Origin of the sequence: Thalassobacillus hwangdonensis (assembly GCF_042675915.1) — a bacterium.
Classification (GTDB): domain Bacteria; phylum Bacillota; class Bacilli; order Bacillales; family Halobacillaceae; genus Thalassobacillus_A; species Thalassobacillus_A hwangdonensis.
This window is the reverse complement of record NZ_JBHTKL010000006.1, coordinates 328,233-352,751: the sequence shown is the minus strand read 5'-3', so window position 1 is coordinate 352,751 and position 24,519 is coordinate 328,233. Positions and strand designations below refer to the sequence as shown.

The following is a 24,519-nucleotide window of genomic DNA, read 5'->3' as shown; positions in this document are numbered from 1 at the left end:
ATTCTCCCTTCTGAATGTGGAATAAACTAATTATAATTTATGTTAGATTATAATTATAATAAATAAGTTGATAGATTGGAAGGAAAACGCTTATCAATTTTGTGGTAACATTTTCAATTAGAAAACAGGTTGAGAGAGTGTGATGATTATTAAAGGTAATGTGAGAGGTGTGAGTATGGTTCAATTCTTATCTTAACAAATATTCTGAATATATTGCACATTTAATGGTTTTTAAAAAGTGCTTTCCTGGTTATTCTCAATTATTCGACGGCATTCGAGCCTTGCTGAATCCTCTGATAAAATGAAAAGGACTTCCAATGGTGTGGAAGCCCTATTTCTGTATCAGATTTTATCTTCTTCTTGAACTTGTTTGTGGAATTCGAACTTCTTCTTTTCCAACTCCAGTTTCTTTTCTTCAAGCTCCAACTTCTTCTTATTAAAGTCGTACTTGATCACGAAATATAAAAAGATGAAAGTCAACGCTACAATTACAGAAATAAATAAAAACAGGTCCAAACTTATCTCCTCCAAATATTAAAAATACATAAACCAGCACTTTCAAAACTATGGTAACTTTAAAGTAGAGAGCTCCAATTATATTGAGAGGAATGATTCAAATGAAGGAAATCCTCGTCAACTATATGAAACGTTTTTCTGACATGAGTGAAACAGAACTGGATGCGATCGCTTCGAATGTCCCGATTGCTACTTATAAAAAGGGAACAGTCCTGCTGCATCAAGGAGATGTCCCGGATAAGTGTTACTTCATCCTGAAGGGGTGCATCCGTAAGTACACGGTAGATGCATCCGGAAAGGAAACCACCTTCAACTTTTACACCGAAGAACAGAGCGTAACGATCTTCAATCATCATTCGGCTGATAAAGCTTCCAACTTCTCGTTAAATTGCCTGGAAGACTGTGTGCTGGTCGTTGGTGACTTATCGACAGAGCAGGAAGCATACGATACCAACCCGGCTCTTGAAGCGATGACTCGTAAAATGATCGAGGGAGATATCGGTGCGATGCATGATGAGTATGCAGCGTTCATTTCATCCACCCCGGAAGAACGTTATAAAGCATTGCTGGAACAAAGACCGGAGCTTATCGATCGGGTGCCGAAGTACCAACTTGCAAGTTTCCTCGGGATCACTCCAGAGTCGTTAAGTCGAATCAAAAAGCGATTAGGAAGCCCCCTTTAAGGAGCGGCGTGTAACCGTCTTTGCTTTTATCCCTTTGAACAAAAGCCAAATGCCGAAGCCTGATTCACCTGCCATCATCGGTAAGCTTAGAATGCTCTCGAGAGTTCCGGTAAGATTTTCAATGGACGGAAAGAAATTATACATGGAATGGATCAGGGCATAACATCCTCCAGCTACCATCAGTAAAATACTGATCACTTTTGGGATGGTGATGGATTTAATCGCGACATAGCCCGCAAGCATAAGGTGAACCCCGAATACGATCAGCCCGATCGACCAAATGGCTTCAAAGCCAATCACAGATTGCATGACTTGTGAGGCAGAAGTTTCGGGTGCCTGGATGGTTTTGCTTGCAATCACTAACTGGGCTACAGCTGTCGCAAGGATTGCAGTATAGAGAATGCGTAGCCATCCTACCAGCAATGAATATCCTGCATGCACAGGCTTCAAGACGATGTAAAACGCCCAGGACACGACGATATCGGTCAGGATGATCACCATCCAGCCTAAGATTCCAAAATGAAATAAGGGAAGAGATGCCTGCAGGTTTTCGAATGTAGCGCCAGCATCTCCTTCCACGATCAGCGAACTATGCACATATCCATAGGAGAACATCGCTGCCAGCGTCATGATGATCAAGGAAACCCCTGCAATGATTGCGGCTTTCCGTTGTGCACTTCCAAATGTAATGGTTGTAGTCATAATGAACCTCCTTCAATATCTATCTGAATCATATCCCCAAAAAGGAAGGTTCACCTTGACATAAGTCAAGAAAATCACATTTTCGGAAAAATTTTTCGTGGAAATGAAAAAAGCTGATGGGAGGAGGTCTCCACATCAGCTTTTTTAAATGATTGTTATTCTCCAAACGCTTCCGGCAGCATCCGGAATCCATCGATTTCTGCATCTTCCTCGACTTCAATCATGATGCAGCGCTTGCCCTTGTAATTGACCTGTCTGACATACTCCAGGTCCTGCGGGCTGATGGAAATGTTGGCGACCTTCGTCTGGATCTTGATCGACTTAGACTTGTACTTAGGCACAATGCTGCTCGCTTTCAGCTCATAGGACTCATCATCGGTGATCTGATAGAAAGCTTCCTTGATCCGGTCTCCGTCCACTTCCTGACCACTGTTCGTCAGCACGCGTTCGACGTCTTTATAGTCGAGCTTCGGAGGCTCGTCCTCCTCATTATCCTCGACAGCCGTATTAATTTCGCTGTACACGTTGGCAAGTGTGGAAGGGGAGAGCTGATCACCGACGACACTCTTGATGACTTCCTCGAACACAGCCTTATCTTCCTTCGCAGTCATGAATTCTTCGCTGTTCAACACCTCATCGATAAACCGGTAATCCGGCTCATTCGCTTTACCAGCCGAGTAGAGGATATGGTTCACGTCGGATGCATGATTGGTGATGCTGGGGAAGAGGAAGCCGCTCATCGGATTCTTCAAATCAATCACAGGATCGACCTCGATCTTATACTTGAATTCCTTCTCGATATAGTCGAACTGGATCTCCTTCTTCGGTTCCTCCGTCTTATTCACACTGCAAAGGATGAAGGAGTGGGAGTAGACCGCATCCCTATCACTTTCCTCTGCATCATCATTGCGTTTCCGCATCGGCTTCATGTACTCCGCACGAATGAAGGTGATGACGACATCTTTTTCATACGGATGGTCCTTGATCATTTTCTCCGTCATCAGCAGCATTTGCGCCTTCCAGTCCTCGACGTCCGTGCTAAGCAACCCTTTATGTAAAATCAGCTGACTATGATCCTCCGCCTCACGCTTGAACTTCAGCTCGAACAGCTTCTCATCGAGCTGTCCCGTCAGCACCTTCTTGAAGTTGGCCATGAAAAGCTCCTGCTGGTCACTGTCCAGCATCTCGAACGGCTGGCTCTGGTGGTGATAGATGTCGGTCGTTTCTTTCATGATATATACGTTGAAGATATCTGAGATCTTCAGTAAGTCGTTATCTACTTTCAACTGCCTGCGAATGCCGGCGATGTCTTTTTTGTCCATGTAGCTTTCACTCCTAAAAGGGTTTTAATCACGTTCATACTACCTCATTTATTTTAACATTCTAGTAAGAGATGATGGGGTATTTTAAAAGAAGATAAATAATACCATTACAAATTATTGCATAGGTATAACTTAGATCCATGATAAACTTTATATGAAGTTGAATTTTTGCCCACTATAAGGAGAGTTTAGAATGAAAACTTGTGAGAATTGCTCCAGAGGATTATCAGATCGCAATAAAGTGACTTTTGATGATTTTGGTGCTTTAAACGAAGTTAAACACTACTGTAAAAGCTGCTATATTAAACGTCTAGTAAACAATTTCTCAGAACTTCAAGATGGTAATTGTGAGAATTGCGGAGGGAAGCTGGTTGTTGATTTAGATGATCTTGATATTGATTTAATGGAGGAGCGAATTATTTGGTTTCGATGTGAAAATTACTTTAAAGATGATTCAGATCATGAAGATATAGGGTTATATGTAATCCAACCTTGATGCAAATTAAGTAGATTAATAAGCAGCTAAAGAAACCCTTTCTGATTTAAGAAAGGGTTTCTTTTAGTACAAATGATATCTTTTATATAAGTTCTTTTAAAAACTTGTGGAAAATCAAGGGATTTCCCCTATAATAGTTGTAAAAGTTCACCATAACATGAAATAATATTATTGTTATCTAATTGTAATATAAAATTAATTTTAGAGCATAACGGAGGTTGGAAAATTGAAAGGAAATCCGTTTATTTACTACTTAGACCAGTATAATGTTTTATCACCAAACCATTCTAAGATTTATGATGAATACACATATGACGTTAATAATGAAGAGAATTACACTTTTAATGTTCCCACTAAAATTGAAGAAACTTTAGTAAGCTTATTTGAAAATGCTCCCCAAAGCGTAATTCTTACAGGTAATGCGGGGGATGGAAAAACTAGGCTATGTAGGATTATTTATAATTACTTTAATGATGATGATCTTACAACTTGGCCTGAAAAAGGTATTGTAGACTTTTCTTTTAACAATGGTAAGACTTTGAGAATTGTCAAAGACTTATCTGAATTAAAAGAAGAAGTAATACACAGAGAATTAGCTGAACTTCAAAAGAATATTCAGGATAACCATTCATCTAACATTTATTACTTAATTGCTGCTAATGAAGGTAAACTTACCAAGTTTCTTTCTCAGAGAGAGGAATTAAATTACTTAAGGGAAGAAGTCAAGAAAAGGTTTGACTCGTATAAATATAACTCAAATGAGTTAAGCATATTTAACTTACTAGATGTTACTTCTTCGGTATATGTTGATAGAGTACTAAAGGAATGGAATCAAAAAGAAAATTGGAGTTCTTGTCACTCTTGCCCTATGCAGGATAGGTGCATTATATACATGAACCATGATCGTACTTCTCAACCACAAATACAAGAAAAAATTGTAGAACAGTACCAACTACTCGATTATTTAGATACCCACATCACAATGCGTGAAATGCTAATTCACATTAGCTTTATGTTAACTGGAGGCTATACTTGTGATGATGTTCTTGATGCTGATTATAAAGAGTTAAAAGAGCAAATTAAACACTCATACTATCAAAACTTCTATGGTCATGACATAAGTGAAAATGCATTTTCAGAAATGAAGGCATTAAGATTGTTTAAGACCCTAGATCCAGGTATCTATTCACACTCTTCAATAGATGACTTTATTGTTAATGGAGATATAAATGGTGATGAAAAGCTAGAACAAACGCATAGTCAAATTTTTGGTAAGACCCTTGATTTAGAATTGGGTTACTTTAAGAAAAAGCTAACGCTTTATCGAGATTATAATGTTAATAATGACCATTCACTCATAGAAGAATGGATTCCCAAACTTAGACGGAAGCTATTCTATGAGCTACATGATGAGGTTGGTTTTAATACAGATCAACTTCTACCATTTGAATATATAGACAGGTATAAATCATTGTTTGACAACCGTAAAAATCAAAAGGCTATAAAAAAAGATCTTACAAATGGATTTAATCGCGTATTCTCAGGGCGGCTTACGAAGGATAAGAAAGAATTACTTGCAACAAATAAGAATTTAATGATATATGAATCATTCTCTAAAAAAGCCGTAGATTTACTGGAAGAGATAGGTAGAAATGACTTAGATAGAGAACCTTCAAAATTCACTTTTAAGGTTGAAGACGAAGTATCTGTTAACTTAAACCTAGCGATCTTTGAATATCTTATGAGAGCAAGTGGTGGAGGGACTCACAATATTCTTCAACAGGATGCTGAAATACTAGTAGATACATTCAAAAATGAATTAATTAGATTAAGTGAACCTGATGATTATGAATTAAATATACTTCGGTACGACAGAGAAGAAGGTTTATTTATTGAAGATGAAATTAGTTTAGATTAATCGGAGGGGTAATCAGTGAGTAAAAAAACGGATGTTGAGCAGTTTTCTACACAACTTTCAGCTCAAATTTGGGGCCATAGATTTAAAGATGGTCAAAAAGGACCTGAATATGTTTTAGAATTTTTAAACGTTTTATGTGGGACGCAATATAAATTAAACGCTGATAATTATGAGAGGAAAAAGTCAACAGGACTTCGAAAGTTTATATTTGAAGGAGAAAAAGAAGGTGCTCAAGATGGTGTGGTTTCTTTAACTCCTGAAGAAAAACAATGTCTATATGAAATGGCTTCAGACCGAGACCAGATAAGTGTAATTAGAGAATTCTTTCGTAATCTCGAAGTGCCCTTACATGATGGTAAAGGGAAAGCAGCTAATAGATCTTGGTATGCAAAAACCCTGTACCCTCTACATGAATCCTTACTTTTCTTTGAATTAAGAACAAAAAAAGGTGTGCCTGCATATGAGCGGAACTTCTTTTCTAGGGGTGGAGAGCTATATTTTTTGATGTTAAATTATGGTACTGAAAATGATTTATTTCTAAGAGAAAAGATAGAAAATAGACTTAAACACTTGCTCCAAAAAAATAAGCAAATAGATAATATTGTTAGTAAATTATTAGAGAAACTAGACAAAGATGAGCAAGAAAAGAGCGATCCATATCCATTAAAGAAAGTGAATGATAAAACAAAGGAATATCCTTACCTCCCTGTTACAAATGATGCTATTTATGAAGAGTTTGCTAAAGAGTTTAATCAATTAATTTCTTTAAATATTGATATTTATGAAATGTTTGAACTCATGACCAGCTTAATTACTTTCCAGTTATCAAGGTATATGTTGCATCGAGCAAATGAAACTGAAAACAATAAAGTCACACATTTCTTTGATTGTTTAGATGGTCAAATTGGGCCAATTCAAACTCTTTCCTCCAAATCATTTAGTGGTAATGAACTATTAATAAAAAATAAGTTTGAATCATTTTTTGAAAGAATTTTTTCTGACAAGATACAGGACGAAGAGTTTGTAATTGCAAATCTTCAAACATGGAAAGAAAACCCAGATGATTTTTTAGATTATTTAGGCCTAAAACGTTTATCTAAAGTTAGAAAGAATAAAGTAATAAAGGTATTGGATAAGTGTAAAAATTATCAGGACCTTTCAACGAAGCTTTATTCAGTTGTAAAAGATATTATTTCAGATCAGTTAAAAAGACATCAGCTAAATATTGTACGAGGTCTAACTAGAGATGGTGGTTTTGGTGGCTATAAGGCCGGAAGTAAATATCGTTATTTCATGACAGATAATTTTTTACAAGTGCTTGTGTATATCGTCGTAGAACCTAAAGGATCTATGGAATTTAATGAATTTTTAGAGGTAATTTATAAAAAATTCGGATTTATCATTGGTGAAGTAGAAGCAAGAAATGATGGAATCTATGAAAAATCTAGAATTAACATCAGTTATTTTCAAAAGAATGAACATTCATTACGGGAAAAACTTCGACACAATGGATTATTAATAGAATATTCTGATGCTACAGCTATGATTAGAAATCCGTATGAAGCAGTGGGAATGCAGGTGGTGAAATAATGCAAAGTAATCAGTTATTAGGTAAGTGGATATATTATGTACTTAAGAGCCACTTTTCCAATCAAAAGAAAGAAAATGCTGAAAAACTCTTTATTAAAGTTAACGGTTTAACTCATGAAAATATTGAATCTGTACTAAGTGAATTAAGAGTGAATGTTTCTGACCTTGAAAAGTATTATTCTCCTATTATTCGTACAATTAAGCCGGTACATGGTTATGATGAATACAAATTAAGAGATATTGAAACTTCTACACGACTTAGGAATTATACTTTTTCAAATCAAGCATTAATAATGATCATCAATGAAAATACACCAGAAGGACAAAGCTTAGAAAACATTTTCTCAATAGATGAAGCATATTTACTTTCAAGAGATGGCTTTGAAAAATTATATTCGTTACTGTTTAATGAATACAATTTTGCAGAGGAAGAAATTGAAACATTGAAAAGTTTTCTTAAGATGTATAATCAACTGACGGATCCTCAGCTAAGGTTTGTATTAAGGTTTATTTCAGCAACTATTACCAATCAGTCACCTTCTATAGTTGAACGAATTCAAGAAAGCTTACCTAAATTAAATCTTTTTAAAGATAGTGAACTGTTAATACCTAAAGGAAAAAAACGCTTAAAGGCGAATTTTTTATTGGCCAACCTGCAAAAAACAAACGGCGACTTGGACTCAGAGGATTTACAAAATAAACTATATGCTTTTTTAGACTCAGAAGAGAAAAGTTTGTACCCTAGTGACTTATGGAGAAATATATCACCAGAAGAGTTTGAATTGGAAGCAATGAACTTTTTAAATCAAAAAAGCTTGGAGCTACTTGAAAACGAATTTTCTATAATTGAATCTATATTTAAATTTAAGGTTAAAACTACTCTTCCTGATAAAATAAGAAACACTTTACCTCTAGAAGATTACTCGAAAGAAGAAAAAGAAAAAGTTGAAGAAGGTATAGCTTCTATAGAAAAAAGTGAAGATGCTGATGATATGCAAGAGTTCTTAGATGAATTTGAGGGTGATTTATCAAAGGATTCAAAATTAGTAAAAACCATAAGCAGAAAAATTGAAAAGGTTCGCCATCCTAAGGATTATAAAGATATCTCAGAGGCTGTCTTATATCACACATATGTCTTAATTGAGGATAATGCAGAAGAATTATGTGGAAAAGAACCTCGTTTTACACTTGAAGTAGTAAATAATAAATTAAACCCTGCTGCAAAGAAACTCTCCGAGATCCTTTTAATGAATATGGAAAAAGTTGTTTCAACTGTTCAATTTAATAATAATTCAATATTAAGTGTGAGAGAGGATCCCACTATTAATGACTTAGACATCACACTTGAATTAAAGTTAATTATAAATGGTGATGTAAAAGGTAAAGAGAACTTTAAGATAATAGGTTTTGAACATTTGAAATTGCTGAGTTTGTTTGATTCTATAGATGACTACCAGTTGCCTTATGTTAAAAACTACAAGGATGATCAAATTGAAAAGCTAAATGTAGTCGAAATAGTTAGGGATGAGGTTAGCAGCTTCTTATCTATTAACGAACCTGGAATGGAAGACCATTATGAAGCATTCCTTAATTTTAAGGATAATTATGTAAGTCATTTGGAACAAGCTTATAGAAATGGTGTTTTTTCAGTTGATTATAACAAATTAGAACAAAACCTATCTAATTTGTTAGAAGGTGTAACCACATCTGTTTCAATTACAAATACTATTTATAAATATATTAATAATATCGGAGCTATTGATTTTATAGATGTTAATTTAGGTGATGTAGGTTATAGCTACGAACGAATATTAACCCTCCTTAACCCTGTACGTTTACTAAGCATAAAGAATAGGTATCAAGAAATCGATGCTCAAATACGAGAATGGATAAATAAAACCCAAGAACAATCTTTAGAAGTAACTAATCTTGAGGAATATCTTAATCACGTTGTAGATAAAACACTTAAGCTGGGTCCAAGGTATTTTACAAGCGAAGGGGACGACTCTTTCCTAATTGAAGTTAGTGAAATTTTAGGTGAAGGACATTTTGTATTAAACACAACTCGTTCGGAAAAAATGGATCATTTGGCTAAAGATTTATCTAAAGAATTGTTAACGAGTGTAAAGAGTTATTTTGATGTGTATCCTTACGCAAAAGATGGACTAGATATTCTCTTCTTATACTGTCAAAGTGCAGAAATGATTATTCAATCTATTGATACGTTGTTTAAAAAGTTGAAAGATTTGAATAAATTGAAGATTACTGTTCACAGTACACATGCTGCACCTATTCACAAAAGGCTTAATCAGTGGGTTCAACAAAGGGAAGAGTATATACATCCTGATGGATCAAGTAAATTTCCTAAAGTGGAATTGAAGGTCATATCAGGTCATGATGTAAATGAAATTTCAAAACAAATTAATACTCACATGATAGATGCTGATTTAGTTGTTTTAGCTGACTATTTTGCTCAAAGCAGTCAAATTAATTATGATTTTGACAAAATTGATTTTAGACCTTCTGATAACTGGTTTGAGGTAGTTTACAAAGAACCTTTATTAGATAATGAAGTTGTGAAACGAATTTCTTATGTTAGTGAGTCTATGCCTAACATTTTAAAATCGTTTTACCAATTACAATACATTTCACAAAAGAAAGAAATGTTAGATAAAGATGAATTGTATGTCTTGAAAAATAAAGTGTCATTATCTACTCTAAATAATGATTTGATTGATTTTATGCACGAGAACTTTAACTGGATTATTTTCATGGATCGTTATTTAGACAAGTCATTACTTGAAAAGACATCCGCTAAAGCACAAATAATACAATACAAATCTAAAGCCGGCTCAAACAATAATTATAAACTAATAGTATCTTCCTCTGAATATATTAGGAAATTAAACAATGAACAAAATGATGAGTATTATGATCGCTTAACCAAAAAATTAGGATTAATAATGAAGAATGATTTTATTACTAAAGAAAAAATGGTTAAAGCGGTACAAGAAGTTAAAAAAATATCAGGAGCACTTGTATTAAAAGCTATAGGTCCTGGTAAGTATTCTCATGAAATGGTTGCAACATATCTAAGTAAAAAATTCAGACAAAAAGATGAATTTAATACCCTTCAAGTGTGGGCTGTATGTGATGAATTACCTTGGTTCTCTAACAATAAGAGACGTCCAGACATGGTAATTACAACTCTTACAGAACAGAATGGTATGTTAAAATTGGACTTTGAATTAGTAGAGTTAAAGTTTGTTCGTCACACCATTTTTGAAAGAGAACGGTATGACGCAATAAAGCAAGTAGATGCTGGAATAAATGTTTATAATAAATTGTTTACATTTGAAGACTCTAAGACAGATTCTGAATTTTGGAGGGAAGAGCTAGTTCATTACTTTATCGAGCGTGGCTCATATTCCCCAGAGGAAGCATATTTATTAAAACAATTACAAGATAAAGATTTGTGTGATATTAATGTAACTGTTAAATCTTCTATCGATGCTTATTGTTATACTTCAAATCTTCAAGAGCAAGACTTCGAACGTTATGATGAAGGTGTTTACCTTGATAGGTTAGAAGGAGAATACCCAAACTACATCTTTACGAGGTCATATATTCTTGAGCAGCTAGGTGCTGAGGAAGTGAATGAGCCTGATTATAACGATTTAGAAGCAAGTGAAGATGCTTTTGAACTTGAGCTTGTTAGAGAAGATAAAGAAAGCGAAAGCTCTGTGACAGATGATAGCAATAATGATGAAAGAGAAAATAATGATGAAGATTCAAATGATGTAGAAGAAGGAAAAGGGGCTAATGCTAAAAGCTCAGATCAAGGTGTCCTTGGAGAGGGGAAAGTAATTTCGGATCCAGAACCTACACCAGACCCAAAACCAGAACCAAAGCCAAAACCAGAACCAAGACCAGAACCAGAAACATTGCTAAATGATTCTTGCAATTATCCAGAAGTGATTGCATTAAAAGGAATAGAAAACACTAAACCTGAAGTATCAGAAGAACACGAAGCCTTAAAGAAAAAGTATGTTAGTAATTTAGAAAGTCACTTCAATCGCAATAGTTTAAATGTAAAAGTTAAAGAAGCAGTGTTGGGTTCTAGTGTTATCAGGCTGATTTTAAATATTCCTTCTTCATTAAACTCAGATAAAGTCTTGAAACGAAAGCAGGATATTCAGTTATGGTTAGGGTTAGATCAACCTCCTCACATGTTTATTGATAAGAATGGTATTAATATTGATATTGCACGAGAAAATCCAGATACTATTTTCTTTGAAGAATTTATGAAGATTTCACGAGAACAATTAAGTAACAAAATAAAACCTACTAACCTACTATCGCCTTTGGGGTTTGATCCTTTAAATAATGTTGTTCACATCGACTTCTCTGATCCTTCTACACCCCATCTTCTGACTGGTGGTACGACAGGTAGCGGTAAGAGTGTTACGCTAAATTCTATTATTTTAGGAAGCATGTGCATTTATGACCCAACTCAATTGCAGTTTGTTTTTATAGACCCTAAACAAGTGGAATTTAAAGTATACGAGGGATTGCCGCACACTAGAGATGTAGTGACCGATATTAGTAAAGCAGTAAACACATTAGAATTTTTAGTGCAGGAAATGGAAGAGCGATATAAAGTTTTTGCCGAGGAAAAGGTAAGCAATTTAGATGAATATGTAGAGCTAACTGAAAATCAGATGCCTAGAATTGTAATTGTCTTTGATGAGTTTGCAGACTTTATGAGCCAAGAAAAAGATGTGGCGCAGAAGGTAGAAAATTCAATATTACGTTTAGGTCAAAAAGCTAGAGCAGCGGGATTGCATTTAATTATTTGTACACAAAACCCTAAATCAGACATTATCAATACTAATATTCGTAATAACTTAGGAGCTAGATTAGCATTAAGGGCTACCGATGCGACAGCTTCTACGATAATATTAGGGGATAGTGGTGCTGAAAACCTAGGTGGTAAAGGAGATTTCTTAGCAAAAACAGGTGGGCAAAAAATAATCCGAGGAAAAAGCCCTTTCCTCACACCAAAAGTAAAAAGGGCACTACTGAAATATTTTGAGAGTCTGAGTAAATAACTTATATAATTTAATAATGCATCTAGATTTAATGTCTAGATGCATTATTATGTGTTCTTTGACTGCTGGAACTTTTATTCCAGTGAAAATAGGAGGAAGAAGAATGGCATATGGTCAACATCAAAGCTTCTATTTAAGAGATAGATGGTTAAGTAAAGCAATCAAACAATTAAGAGAAGATAGTCGTTTCTTTTATGATAAAGAGGCTTTTGAAAAAATAGGTCTTGGTAAGAATATGGTGCAATCTCTTAGGTTTTGGGTTGTAGCTACTAATATTGTAGAAGAAAACACCAATGAACAGAGAAAGAAAGTGCATCATATAACATCCTTTGGTGATGTTATAGATAGGTATGATAGACATATTCAATTTAATGATACTGCGGCGATGTTGCATTACCATTTAACAACTAATAAAGAATCATCTACAGTTTGGTATTGGTTCTTTAATCTATTAGAAGAAACTGCAATTAGTAAAGAAGATCTCTTTAGTATTTTTGTTAAATGGGTAGAGGAAACAGAAAACAAAAAAATATCCCACAAATCATTAAAAAGAGATATTGATTGTTTAATTAAATTGTACACTGCTGGTGAAGACGCTCAAGATCCGGAAGAAGTTATACAAAGCCCTATTAACAAAATTTCTTTATTATCAGAGAAGAATGGTAACGTGTACAAAAAAACACCGAATAGTATCGGTGAAGTTGGAATTATAGCTCTTTACTATACTTTATTAGTTTACTGTAGTCAGAAAGAAACCTATACTGTTTCAGTTGAAGAGCTAATCAATCAGCATGGGCTATGGGGAAGAGTTTATAATATGAATCGAAACCTTATAATTCAAGCATTACATCAGCTAACAAGCCATGCTCAATATCCAATCTTATTTACAAGAACAAATAATTTGGACACCGTTAAAATTCCTGAAATTGAACCCATCTCATTTTTAGAAAGTGAGTATAGTAGAAAGGTGAAAGTATATTCATGAGCATTAATATAGCACCCTCATTTAAATCTAGTGTAAATATTAAATTTGATATTGGGAATAGAGGATTCTTTGAACGTTATTTACCAACACCTTCACATGCAGATGCTTTATATGGGTTATTAAAAGGCTTTAATGAACCAGAAGCTCCCAAATCACATATAATTATTGGACCTTATGGTACTGGGAAGTCATTAATAGGGACAATATTAAGTAGTATTACTTCAGATACTGTTTCAAATGATACTGTTAGTGTACTACAAGAGAAATTTAACAAAGTAGATGACGATATATATGATGAACTGAAAAAGGTTCAGAATATAGACAAGACCTATTTACCAATAGTACTTAATGGAAATGAAGGAAGGTTTCGAGTTACAATAATATCTTCCATTATGAAAAAGCTAGAAGAACAAGGGATTGAAATTGTCATCCCAGGAGTAATATCAAAGATAATATCCACTGTTGAAAAATGGGAAAGTGATTATGCATCCACTTACCAGCAATTTCTAGACCTATTACATGCTGAAGGAAAAGATATTCAGCTATGGAGATTAGAGATTCTAAGTAGCAACATCGAAGAAATTGATTGGTTTAAATCGATTTTTCCAGAATTAACTTCAGGAACTGAATTTATTGTTGATTATAAAGAAGATTTTATAGAGCAGATTAAAACCTTGTTAGATGAACTAGCTAAAAGAAATATTGGACTTTTTATTACTTATGATGAGTTTGGTAGGTTTCTTCAAACTTTAGATAATGAGTTAATTCATGAAACAATGCAAGATCTTCAAGATATTGCTGAATTAGCTGATCATTATATTGATTCACTTCAAATCTTATTAATTACACATAAGAATTTAAGACAATACTTTAATTTGCTTAAAGAAGAGTATAAAGATGAGTTTGGACGCATCGAAAAACGATTTAAAAATTATCATATTAGTAATGATCAATCTACATTTGTTAGGTTAACTCATTCAATTTTAAATGAATTAAATATTATTAGTCCTATTGATAATAAGCTAAGGAACGAAGTAATTAATTCACTCAGAAAGTATTCCTTCTTCCCAACTTTAAATCAAGTTGAGATAGAGAAACTAATAGTTGAAGGTAGTTTTCCTATCCATCCAATTGCTTTATATCTATTGCCGCACTTATCAAGCGTTTTTGGGCAAAACGAACGTACTTTGTTTACCTTCTTAGAGAGTAATGAAACTGAAGGGTTATTAAATCATGTCCAAAAGAATGACGGATATTATTTACCCAATCAACTATTCGATTACTTTTTTTCAGATGAGCAAAACCTAGATAATGAAGACTTTAAAGAGATTTTTAAACTTTACAAACAGTTAGTTAAGAAAATTCCTACTAAAAGAGATAAGAGGAACCTAGAGCAAAAAATTCTTAAGCTCATTACATTGTGGGAATTAACTGGATTGCAATCAACACATAAGTTAAATGCAGAACTAGTAGCATTTGCATTAAATTCTAATTTGAAAAAGGTTGAAAAGTCTTTAGAGAAATTAAGTAATTATAAAGCAATAAGGTATAACAGAATTCTTGGTTATTGGGAGCTATTCCAAGGAAGTTCTATCAATGTTGAAGAAGAAATTCAACTTCGTCTTGAAGAAACTTCTATTGATACTTTTAAAAGAAAGAAAGTACTCAATACAGCATTGGACAAGAAATTTTATATAGCAACTTCCTATAATGATAAGAAGAGTATGACTCGATTTGCAACTACACAATTCTTATTGAGCACTGAGTTAATAGGGGACAAAGCCCTAGAGTTGAACATAGATAATGACGCAGTCATTAATTTTGTTGTATTAGAAGATATAAATGAAAAAAATGATGTTATAAAAGAAATTTTTCAACGCAGTGAAGTTGATGTGATTTATGCGGTATCTAACTATTCAATTAAAACTATTGAAGAAAAAATTGATCAGTTGATTGTTGTAGACGATATGCTTAATGATGTAGATTTAATCAAACAAGATAAGGATATTAAAAGTGAAGTTTTATTAACAAAAGAAGATTTATTATATGAGATTAAAGAGTATATTAATATGTGGACTGAATTTTCAAGTGAGGTTACATGGCTTTATAAAGGACAAAAGATCTCTATTACAAGTCAAATCAAACTAGAGAATAAGTTATCTCAAATAATGGGTGAATTATATCCATTTACTCCTGAAGTCAGAAATGACTCTATAAACAGACGTCAAATTAATAATGTTCAACTAAAAGCCGGTAAGGCTGTAGTGGACCATATACTCAAATACCCTTATGAAGATCAATTTAAGATAGAAGGTAATGGACCGGACTATCTTATTTATGCAACTATCTTTAAGAATAACAACTTTTCAATTGTAGACTTAGATAATATTGAACCTTATGACTTTAGAAAAATGAGAAAAGCTTTAGTGAAGAGAGTCAAAAGTAATAACCAGGGACATTTAAGTGATTTGTTAAATATACTTTCATCGTCTCCATTTGGTATTAGAAAACCTTTAACTCCAATCTATCTCGTGGCATTACTTAGAGATGTTTGGGATCAAATAATGTTTTATAGAAATGATATGTATGTTCCTGCAATTGATGGCGACAAGCTATATAAAATGATAGATGAACCTGAGGAATATAAATTTGTCTTTTATAATTTTAATAAGGATCTTAATCCTTTTCTACAAAAAATAGATCAACATTTCGGTGAATATAAGAGTGAATATGTAGAAGGGAAACCAAGGTTAATTCAAATGAGTAGTGCACTTATAGGTTGGTTAAGGTCTTTACCTAAATATACTCAAGTTACCTCGCATATGAATGACGAACTTAATAAACTAAAGGCTACAATTAAACGTAGTGAAGTTGATCCAACTTCTACTATTCAAGATTTATTTGAATCTTATCATAACAATTTTGAACAACTTATTGTTCAAACAAAAGATATCGAAGAGTTTATTGAAAAGCAAATGCAGTTAATCAAACTGTTAATTCTCAGTCAGACGAATTGCTCATCTTCCGTTGAATTATTTGCGTGGGCTGAAAGTCAATCAGGAGTGGTGAAAAAACAAAATGTCACTGTGAAAAGTATATTAGCTACTAAAGGAAAATCAGATTGGGTAAATCAATTTATCTTTAATTATACTGGGATTTCGATTGAAGATTGGTCTGATACAACCTTTGAGATGCTATCTAAACAAATTTCTAGTGATGTTAAGTCCATTAACCAGTCTAATGAGGCTAATGCAAGAGAATTACAAATTGATGGGAAAAATGTTACGATAACTACTGACGTTGAATTGTCTACAAAATCAAAAACTATCTATAAAAATGTTCATAGAATGATTAATAATGCTGGAAGAACTATACCACGTGACGAAGTTGAATATATTATCTACAAATTAGTTCAAGAATTTGTGGAGTGATGAGGTGAGGAAGTCTATGAGAAAGAATGTCCACGTAGCTATGTTTAGTGGAGGAGCGGCAAGTGCTTACGTAGCTAACCATATGGTGCAGACACATGGGGTAGAAAATTCAATTTTATTCTTTACAAATACCCTATGGGAAGATGAAGACAACTATAGGTTTATGGATGAAGTTGCTGATGCTATTGGTATAGAAATTACGGAGCGGGTAGACGGTAGGACTCCAGAAGAAGTTTTTTATGATACTAGATTTTTAGGAAACTCAAGAATGGCAAAGTGTTCAGAAGAGTTGAAAGTGTATCAAACTATCACATTCTTAGAGGAATTACGAGATAATGAAAATTTAGAACCTATTCTATATTTTGGGATAGGGCCTCATGAAAGTCATCGTGCAGATAACTTAAGAGACTTTTATGAACATAATCCTTTAGAGCCAATAGAAACCCGCTTTCCTATGATTGAAACCTTTAGAGAAGATATAGATGTAAAATCTATAATTGAAAATGAATGGAAGATTAAGCTGCCAAGAATGTATGAATTAGGTTTTAGCCATGCTAACTGTGGTGGGAGATGTGTCCGTGGTGGATTCCAACATTATGCTCAGTTGTATAAAATCTGGCCAGATCGTTATCAAGAGCAAGAGGAAATGGAAGAGAACTTCCGAAAACATTTTGATAAAAATGTTTCAATTTTAAAAAAGGACGGAAAGCCTTATACACTAAAAGAATACAGACAACGAATGGACAGAGAAGGATTAGACAAATTCTTAAAAGTACAGGACAATACTGTTCCGTGTGTTTGTTCATTCTCATAATGTTCTATTTCAACCAAGAGTAATATAACCATTGCTCTTGGTTTTTTATTTAACTTGAGAAGGATTGATTAATTATGTTAATTGAATTCACCTTGAAATTATTGGCCAATAAAATAACCAATTTGAAATATTCTACTATCGAAAGTATATCCGAGGGGGACATTCGGTATTTAGTAGAGCTCTTATTTAAAGAAGGAGAAATAAACGAGCAAGTTTTGGAAGAAAGAAATATCCCTATCGATATTATTATAATATTTAACGAACTGCCTTTTGTTTCGATAGATGACTTTACTAATAAAATTTCACTTAAGGAATTTAAAACTAATCAATTACTTAGAGATTCATTAAGAAATTTAGATGCATTCCTTAAATATGTTACAAGCTTCGAGAAATTGCCTACAACATTCAACAATCAATTTGAGAAAAAAGTAGCCCCACAAGACTTGAGGCTGTTAGGTTTTCTGAGTAAAGATGAGAACCTAAATCATCAGCTATTAAAGGAATATAGAGAAGAAAGTTTAAAGTTAATTCAAAAACAAGTATTAAATCATCCGTATTCTATTCTTAGCATTGAACTATTAAAACATATGCAATCATATAATGAATTTAGTAAGAAGAGAATATTAGTAGAATTGACTGAAAATATTGTAAGAAATTATAGACAAGAAAATCCTATTACTGATTCAATGGCTGAAAAAAGAATAGCTACGCAAATTAGTTACTTAAAAGGGGTAGGCATAGTGGATGAAAAACTAAACATAAATAAAGAGGCTAAGATTAGACCAATAATAAAAAAGATTATGAATAAATATCTACAAGAAAAACAATCACCCTTTAAAGCTAATGAACTAGGGCATTTTGTACGATCTGAAGCACCAATGATTTTGCATAGCTTAGATTTTGTAAACGAAGATCGCTATTCAGTTCAAGGGTCTGTGGGAAAAGGTAATTGGGCTAAAGTTCCTTGGATCTCTATTTTAGATAATAATGTAACTACTAGTACTCAACGCGGATATTATTTGGTTTACCTTTTCAGTGAAGACATGAATAGCGTGTACTTAACATTTGCTCAAGGAATTACCGAGTCTACTAAGGAACAAATGGCACATATAACTGAAGATATTAGAAATACAGTACATACTGAACATTACTCTTCATCTAGGCCAATACAAAAGGATGGTAACGTTAATCTGGGAGAAAGTTCTAAAAGTAAAGGTTATGGGGAGTCTACAGCTCTTTATATTCAATACGATAAAGATGCTCTACCTTCTGAAGAGGAGCTCCAGCAGGACCTTAAATCTATGATTTCTATTTATGATTATTATGTGAAAGTAAAGAGTGGAAACATTCGTGAAAAACAACCAGATGAAACGATTGATTGGTCTGATGATAAAGTTATTGAGCATATACACTCCTATATCCAAAATAAAGGATTTTATTATAGTTTAGAAAGTGTAAAAAACTTATTTATATCTCTAAAAACAAAGCCATTTGTCATTTTGTCAGGGATTTCTGGAACAGGGAAAACAAAAATTATTGAGCTTTTTGCTGAAAGTATAGGAGCAACAGAACAAAATAATCGTTTTAATTTGATACCAGTTCGACCTGATTGGAGTGACGGTTCAGATTTACTAGGTTATACAGATATTAAGGGTGAGTTTCTGGAAGGGCAATTGACTTCAATAATTAAACAGGCGAAAAATAACCCTGAACATCCATATTTTGTGGTGTTAGATGAAATGAACTTAGCTCGAGTAGAGTACTATTTTAGTGATTTTTTAAGCGTGATTGAAAGTCGTAAATGGAAAAACGGAGAAATTCAGACGCTCCCAATCCTTAAAGAGGCGCAATTGGGAGAACGCCTAACAATTCCCTCAAACTTATATATTGTTGGAACAGTTAATATGGATGAAACGACTCATCCTTTTAGCAAAAAGGTATTAGATAGAGCTAATACTATTGAATATAATGATGTTCACCTTGACACTTTTTCTTTCTTTAAAGAGAAGCTTGAAGAGGTTAAATCAATTAATCTTAGAAACCAAAGGCTTTGTTCCCAGTATCTTCAGTTAAAAGATGCCTATGGTGATCATGAGTCCTTAGTAAAAGATGTAACGGATGAATTAGTAAAAGTAAACAAATTATTAGAACCAATCCAAGCTCATGTAGGCTATCGTGTACGTGACGAAGTTTGTTTTTATGTTATATATAGTCGTTATGTCATGGGCTTTAATGAAGCGCTGGATTATCAGTTTTATCAAAAAATACTCCCTCGTCTAACAGCTAGTCATGGACAGTCATTCCAAGTTTTAAAGGACTTGTATGCTTACTTTACAAACCACGAATATGAAACTGATATATCAATCGAGCAAGCCAATGACATATTAGAGAAGGCTCGCTTCCCTCGGAGTGGTGGGAAAGTATATGAGATGCTTCTAAGAGGTGATCTAGATGGTTTCACATCCTTCTGGATTAGCTAACGAAATTGAACTAATAGAAATAGAGACTGAATCTTTTTCTTTATATATAAAGGGAAGACCGTTTCATCACCGTTATGAAAGCCTGAAACAATATAAAGACATTCACCCTAATGAACGTATGTACTTTTCAGTAATAGGGGGAGGCGTCGAATCCATTCGCCTCTTTGATGTAAATGAGGAAACGTTAACTGAATCTCAAGTTGTTCCACCTTTGTTTTTTGAAAATGGTGTGTACCAGTTAGTGGTGACTCCAAAGAATAAAGCTTCCTTGGAGTTCTACCATGAACACCCGTCAATTAGGAAAGCTGTAAGTAAGGTAGGAAAACCACCAAACCAACTTTTAATGGGAAACCTAACTTTTACGAATGAAGTAGGTTATTCAACATTTTCTATATATAGTAATGGAGATAAACAATTAGAAATCACTCTTGAAATTTTTCCATCTAAGCTGTCTTATAAAGAAGATTATAAGAAGCTTCTAGAAGAAGTGAATGAAGAAATTTATAATTTAGCCTACCATTTTGTGAAAAAAACTTATTTAGGATCAACAACTACATTAACTGTAGAATCTTCATGGACAGAATTTTATCGTTTACTGATGAAGTATTATAAACAATTTTCTAAATCTATTTCTCAAATAGAAAGACAGCCTCATCATCAGCTTTCCAAAGAACATCAACTAGTTAGAGGGGACCAGTTAAAGAAGCAAGACTCAAAAGGGAGAAAATTTCTCCAAAAGCGACCGGACCTATTTGTAAAGACTGAACATGGTATTAATATTGCTGATACCAGCCTAATGCCTATAAAAGGCTTAAATGTTAAAAAGTTCATGACTTACGATACTTTAGAGAATCGATTTGTAAAATGGATGATGATTAGGTTAAGCCACAAAATAGACATGCTAAAAAAAGTCTTAGAAGATAGAACCAACCTTTACTATTCAAATAATTATGAAGAGGTTGTTAAACAATTAAATGGCATGGAAAAGTCTTTAAATAGTAGGCTAAAGTCTACTTTTTGGAAGGGAATTGGAACATTAGACCGCTCGGTTATGAGCTTAGTAATGCAATTGGCACCAGGGTATAGAGAAGCTTATCAAACCTATTTAACATTATCTCGAGGGCTTGTTTTAAATGGGGAGTTAGCAAAAATGTCAATTAAAGATGTTGCTACACTTTATGAGTATTGGACTTTTCTTAAGCTTGGTCAAATTTTAGCAGCAAAGTATATTATGGTAAGTCAAGATATTATTAAAGTTAACAGAAACGGATTATTTGTTACATTAGATCAGTCCATGACAGCCAAAAGAATCTTTCGTCACCCGCATACTAATGAAAAAATCACTTTATACTTTCAAAAGCATTCCGGGCGATTGCCTACAGTAAAGCAGAAACCAGACTCTGTTTTAAGTATTGAAAAAGTAGGAAAAGATTACTCTTATGAATATGTTTTCGATGCGAAATACAGAGTGGATTTTGCAATTGAAGGAAGTTATTATGAGCGAAACTACAATAGTCCAGGTCCTCTTGAAGAAGATATTAATACAATGCATCGTTACAGAGATGCTATCGTGAGTAATAAAGTGAAAAATTATGAACGAACAACCTTTGGTGCTTATGTGCTCTTTCCGTGGGGAGAAGAACTAGAGTATGAAAAACACGAATTTTATCAAAGTATCCAAAAAGTCAATATTGGAGGATTTCCTTTCTTACCAAATGCAACTTCTTTGGTAGAAAGGTTTTTGGATCGATTAATTGAAAGTTCGCCGAAAAAATTACAACAAGAAGGTATCTTACCAAAAGGTACGTTGCAAGAATGGCAGTCTAGTTTAGAAGAAAAAGTTTTAATAATTAAAGTTAATAGTAAACAAGAATTAATTGAGATAAATCAAACAGGTGAAATAAACATAGCATCAAAAGTGTTGTGCAAAGATTGGAATGCTGCATCATACATTTCTTTATACATGCCGAAGAATGTATTCGGTGAAGATGGAGGAATAAATCAGTTCGCTAAGGTTAATGAAGTGTGTGTTAACGAGAGCTACTTAACTTTTAAAGTTCATAGTTGGAAAAGACTAAAAACGAAGATAAAGCCTGTCGGCTATGGAATTAGTTCATCAAGCATAACCTCATTAAATAATCTCAAAACTGCCGATGAGTTACCCAAATTATATATGAAATCAAGTGTTGAAAAGCAACTATGGAATGTAATTAGAAGGTTCTCAAAAGATATAAGTGTAGGTTTAGATAAATCAAATATTGAGCAAGCATCTCAAATAGTTTCTCTCTCTGATATAAAAAAGGGATTAGAAATAAAAATGAATAAAGAATATGTAATAGTGACTTCTCCGAATGATCATATAATTCTTTCGTATGAAGATTGCTTGTATCGAGTGAATAAGGTTTTCAAATCTATTACCGCAATACTATAAGTCGAGGGGTGAACAGATGCCGATTTACAATAAGCTTGTACGTGATCGAATTCCTGAAATCATTATACAAAACGGAAAGATATTGCAAACAAGAAGACTTTCAACTTTAGAGTATCAAACAGAATTGAGGAAAAAGCTGTTAGAGGAAGTTGATGAATACCTTGATGTAAATGAGAATAAAGCAGCCGTAGAGGAGTTAGCAGACATAATGGAACTTGTCAGTGCTTTAGCGAAACAACACGACTCCTCAATTGAAGAAGTTGAAAAAGTACGCAAGAAGAAAGCTCAAGAGCGTGGGGCTTTTAATGATCAAGTGTTTTTGGAAAGCGTTGAAGACTGATCATATACTGAACAAAAAGAAGATAAGCAGAATAATTAAAAAGGACCCAACTGCGGGTCCTTTTTATATGGAGGATGGAATATAATTTCTAATAGCCTGTCAAAACGTTTGTTTCTGAGGCGAAAAGGAATACTATAAGCACTTAGTAAAGTGGAAGGGGCTTGGTCATGGGAAAGCTGATACTTAACATCATCGCATTTCTGATCATGGTGACGGTCAACGCGCTGGCGAACATTCTGCCGCTCAACGGGCAGACGACCGGAGAGATTTCCAATCGACTGGACGTGCTGTTCACCCCGGCAGGCTATGTGTTCAGCATTTGGGGGTTCATTTACCTCCTGCTCGCCATCTGGATTCTCCGGCAGTTTCCTAAAGACCGAAGGAATTCACCGGTGTATCAGAAAACGAGTGGCTTATTCGTACTTAGTTCGCTGTTGAACAGTTTGTGGATCTTCATGTGGCATTATGAATATTTCTTTGCTTCCGTCCTTGTGATGCTGGCTTTGCTCGTGACGCTCATCCGGTTGTATGTCACGCTCCAAGAGGTGGGGGCATCATTCTTGGATCGTCTGCCATTTTCGGTCTATCTAGGCTGGATCAGTGTTGCGACGATTGCGAACATCAGCTATTACCTCACTTACATCGAGTGGGATGGCTGGGGGATTTCGGATGTTGCATGGACAGTGATCATGCTGGTTGTCGCGACTGCACTGGCGATCTTTTTCATGGTGAAAGAGAATGACTGGGTGTATCCGCTCGTCTTCGTCTGGGCGTTCATCGGAATCGGAGTGAATCAGCAGGGGAAGGAGCCGACAGTGGTGTACGCGTCGTTTGCTCTTGCCGCGGTGATTCTCGTAGCTGTTATCTTTTATGCTTTTTCAAAAGCCGGGAAAGGTTCCAGATAATATTCAAAGGCCAAATCTTAGATGATTTGGTCTTTTTTGTGTGAGAATATCGAGGGGATGACTGTAAATTAATGTTAAAATGTACGTAAGGAGTGGAGATGGGGGATAAGATGTTCAGTAGTAAAGTGGCAGTAATGATTTCTCTTATTACTTTGGGAATCTGTATGTATTTATATTTTCCTTTTCCAAATAATCCAATGGTTGAAACACAGGCACGAACGATCTTTATGTCTTTTCCGATAAGTAATTATGATGGCTCGATTTCACTTGGTATAACTGGATCCGTTTTGTTTATAGCTGCCATCATCCTACTTGCCATTGGTTTGAAAAAGTATCGCTTAAGAACAACAATTATTGTCGTGATTGCCTATACCATTTTACCGACGCTTCTCATTACGATGTACCAGGAGACACTTGCGAAGGGTATAGACGCCATCTCCTACAATGGGGAGGGAGCGTGCAGTTTCGATTCTGTGGACGAAGACTTGATGGATGCGAAATGCAATCTTTCATTACATAACCGCAGCAATGAAGCGGTGACATTTGAACTGGAATTTCTGGATTCAACTTATCAGGAAGATGATTTACGAATGGAGTCACTGATGAATTTAGCTGGTCCTCATCGTGTTACGATAGAAGCGAATCAAAAAAGGCGGATTAATTTCAAAGAGTCACTTAATCTTTCGAATGTTCCAAATCATATTGGAGGAGGAACATCGAAAGGCATACATATTAAGATAATCGACGGGGAGACTCTGCGAATTTTGTAATGAACCATAATTGAAAGGATGGATG

Annotated in this window: 16 protein-coding genes; 13 read left to right on the top strand and 3 right to left on the bottom strand. The window is 34.3% G+C overall.

Features of this window, described 5'->3' with window-relative positions; genetic code table 11:
- Positions 1–342 precede the first annotated feature (342 nt).
- Positions 343–516 (bottom strand): hypothetical protein, encoded by a 174-nt coding sequence (locus ACFQ2J_RS17355; protein ID WP_386063570.1) that lies wholly within the window; start codon positions 514–516, stop codon positions 343–345.
- Between the two features lie 101 nt (positions 517–617).
- Between ACFQ2J_RS17355 and ACFQ2J_RS17350 the strand changes: the two genes are divergently transcribed.
- A complete protein-coding gene (locus tag ACFQ2J_RS17350) occupies positions 618–1,199 on the top strand; it encodes a Crp/Fnr family transcriptional regulator (protein WP_386063567.1) in 582 nt (193 codons plus the stop codon).
- On the opposite strand, the gene ACFQ2J_RS17345 is transcribed toward ACFQ2J_RS17350, so the two are convergent.
- Positions 1,182–1,901 carry a DUF4386 domain-containing protein gene (locus ACFQ2J_RS17345; RefSeq protein WP_386063564.1) on the bottom strand — a complete coding sequence of 240 codons (720 nt, stop codon included), beginning with the start codon at positions 1,899–1,901 and terminating at the stop codon, positions 1,182–1,184. The genes ACFQ2J_RS17350 and ACFQ2J_RS17345 overlap by 18 nt on opposite strands.
- Before the next feature lie 155 nt (positions 1,902–2,056).
- Positions 2,057–3,223 (bottom strand): DUF4317 domain-containing protein, encoded by a 1,167-nt coding sequence (locus tag ACFQ2J_RS17340; protein ID WP_386063561.1) that lies wholly within the window; start codon positions 3,221–3,223, stop codon positions 2,057–2,059.
- A gap of 193 nt (positions 3,224–3,416) precedes the next feature.
- Here ACFQ2J_RS17340 and ACFQ2J_RS17335 point away from each other — a divergent pair, with 193 nt between their 5' ends.
- The 12 genes from ACFQ2J_RS17335 (at position 3,417) to ACFQ2J_RS17280 (ending at position 24,494) form a co-directional block, all read left to right on the top strand.
- Entirely contained in the window at positions 3,417–3,719 is a 303-nt protein-coding gene (locus ACFQ2J_RS17335) for a hypothetical protein (protein WP_386063558.1), read from the top strand.
- Between the two features lie 226 nt (positions 3,720–3,945).
- Complete coding sequence (locus ACFQ2J_RS17330) at positions 3,946–5,637, top strand: hypothetical protein (RefSeq protein ID WP_386063555.1); 1,692 nt, start codon at positions 3,946–3,948, stop codon at positions 5,635–5,637.
- 15 nt (positions 5,638–5,652) lie between these two features.
- Positions 5,653–7,227: a hypothetical protein gene (locus tag ACFQ2J_RS17325; RefSeq protein ID WP_386063553.1), complete on the top strand. Its 1,575-nt coding sequence runs from the start codon at positions 5,653–5,655 to the stop codon at positions 7,225–7,227.
- Complete coding sequence (locus tag ACFQ2J_RS17320) at positions 7,227–12,338, top strand: FtsK/SpoIIIE domain-containing protein (protein ID WP_386063551.1); 5,112 nt, start codon at positions 7,227–7,229, stop codon at positions 12,336–12,338. Before ACFQ2J_RS17325 ends, ACFQ2J_RS17320 begins: the two co-directional genes overlap by 1 nt.
- A 103-nt stretch (positions 12,339–12,441) precedes the next feature.
- Positions 12,442–13,323, top strand: a complete 882-nt coding sequence (locus ACFQ2J_RS17315) for a DUF4007 family protein (RefSeq protein ID WP_386063548.1) — start codon at positions 12,442–12,444, stop codon at positions 13,321–13,323.
- The gene (locus ACFQ2J_RS17310) at positions 13,320–16,754 is read left to right on the top strand and encodes a hypothetical protein (protein ID WP_386063546.1); all 3,435 of its coding nucleotides are present in this window, start codon (positions 13,320–13,322) and stop codon (positions 16,752–16,754) included. Before ACFQ2J_RS17315 ends, ACFQ2J_RS17310 begins: the two co-directional genes overlap by 4 nt.
- Positions 16,755–16,770: 16 nt before the next feature.
- Positions 16,771–17,568, top strand: a complete 798-nt coding sequence (locus ACFQ2J_RS17305) for a hypothetical protein (protein WP_386063543.1) — start codon at positions 16,771–16,773, stop codon at positions 17,566–17,568.
- 74 nt (positions 17,569–17,642) lie between these two features.
- A complete protein-coding gene (locus ACFQ2J_RS17300) occupies positions 17,643–20,048 on the top strand; it encodes an McrB family protein (RefSeq protein WP_386063540.1) in 2,406 nt (801 codons plus the stop codon).
- Positions 20,020–22,479, top strand: coding sequence for a DUF2357 domain-containing protein (locus ACFQ2J_RS17295; protein WP_386063538.1), 2,460 nt, complete (start codon positions 20,020–20,022; stop codon positions 22,477–22,479). The genes ACFQ2J_RS17300 and ACFQ2J_RS17295 overlap by 29 nt, the downstream gene beginning before the upstream one ends.
- Before the next feature lie 16 nt (positions 22,480–22,495).
- The gene (locus tag ACFQ2J_RS17290) at positions 22,496–22,819 is read left to right on the top strand and encodes a phosphoribosyl-ATP pyrophosphohydrolase (protein ID WP_386063535.1); all 324 of its coding nucleotides are present in this window, start codon (positions 22,496–22,498) and stop codon (positions 22,817–22,819) included.
- A 167-nt stretch (positions 22,820–22,986) separates the two neighbouring features.
- Positions 22,987–23,724 (top strand): TspO/MBR family protein, encoded by a 738-nt coding sequence (locus tag ACFQ2J_RS17285; protein ID WP_386063532.1) that lies wholly within the window; start codon positions 22,987–22,989, stop codon positions 23,722–23,724.
- 110 nt (positions 23,725–23,834) lie between these two features.
- Entirely contained in the window at positions 23,835–24,494 is a 660-nt protein-coding gene (locus ACFQ2J_RS17280) for a hypothetical protein (RefSeq protein WP_386063529.1), read from the top strand.
- Positions 24,495–24,519: the final 25 nt, after the last annotated feature.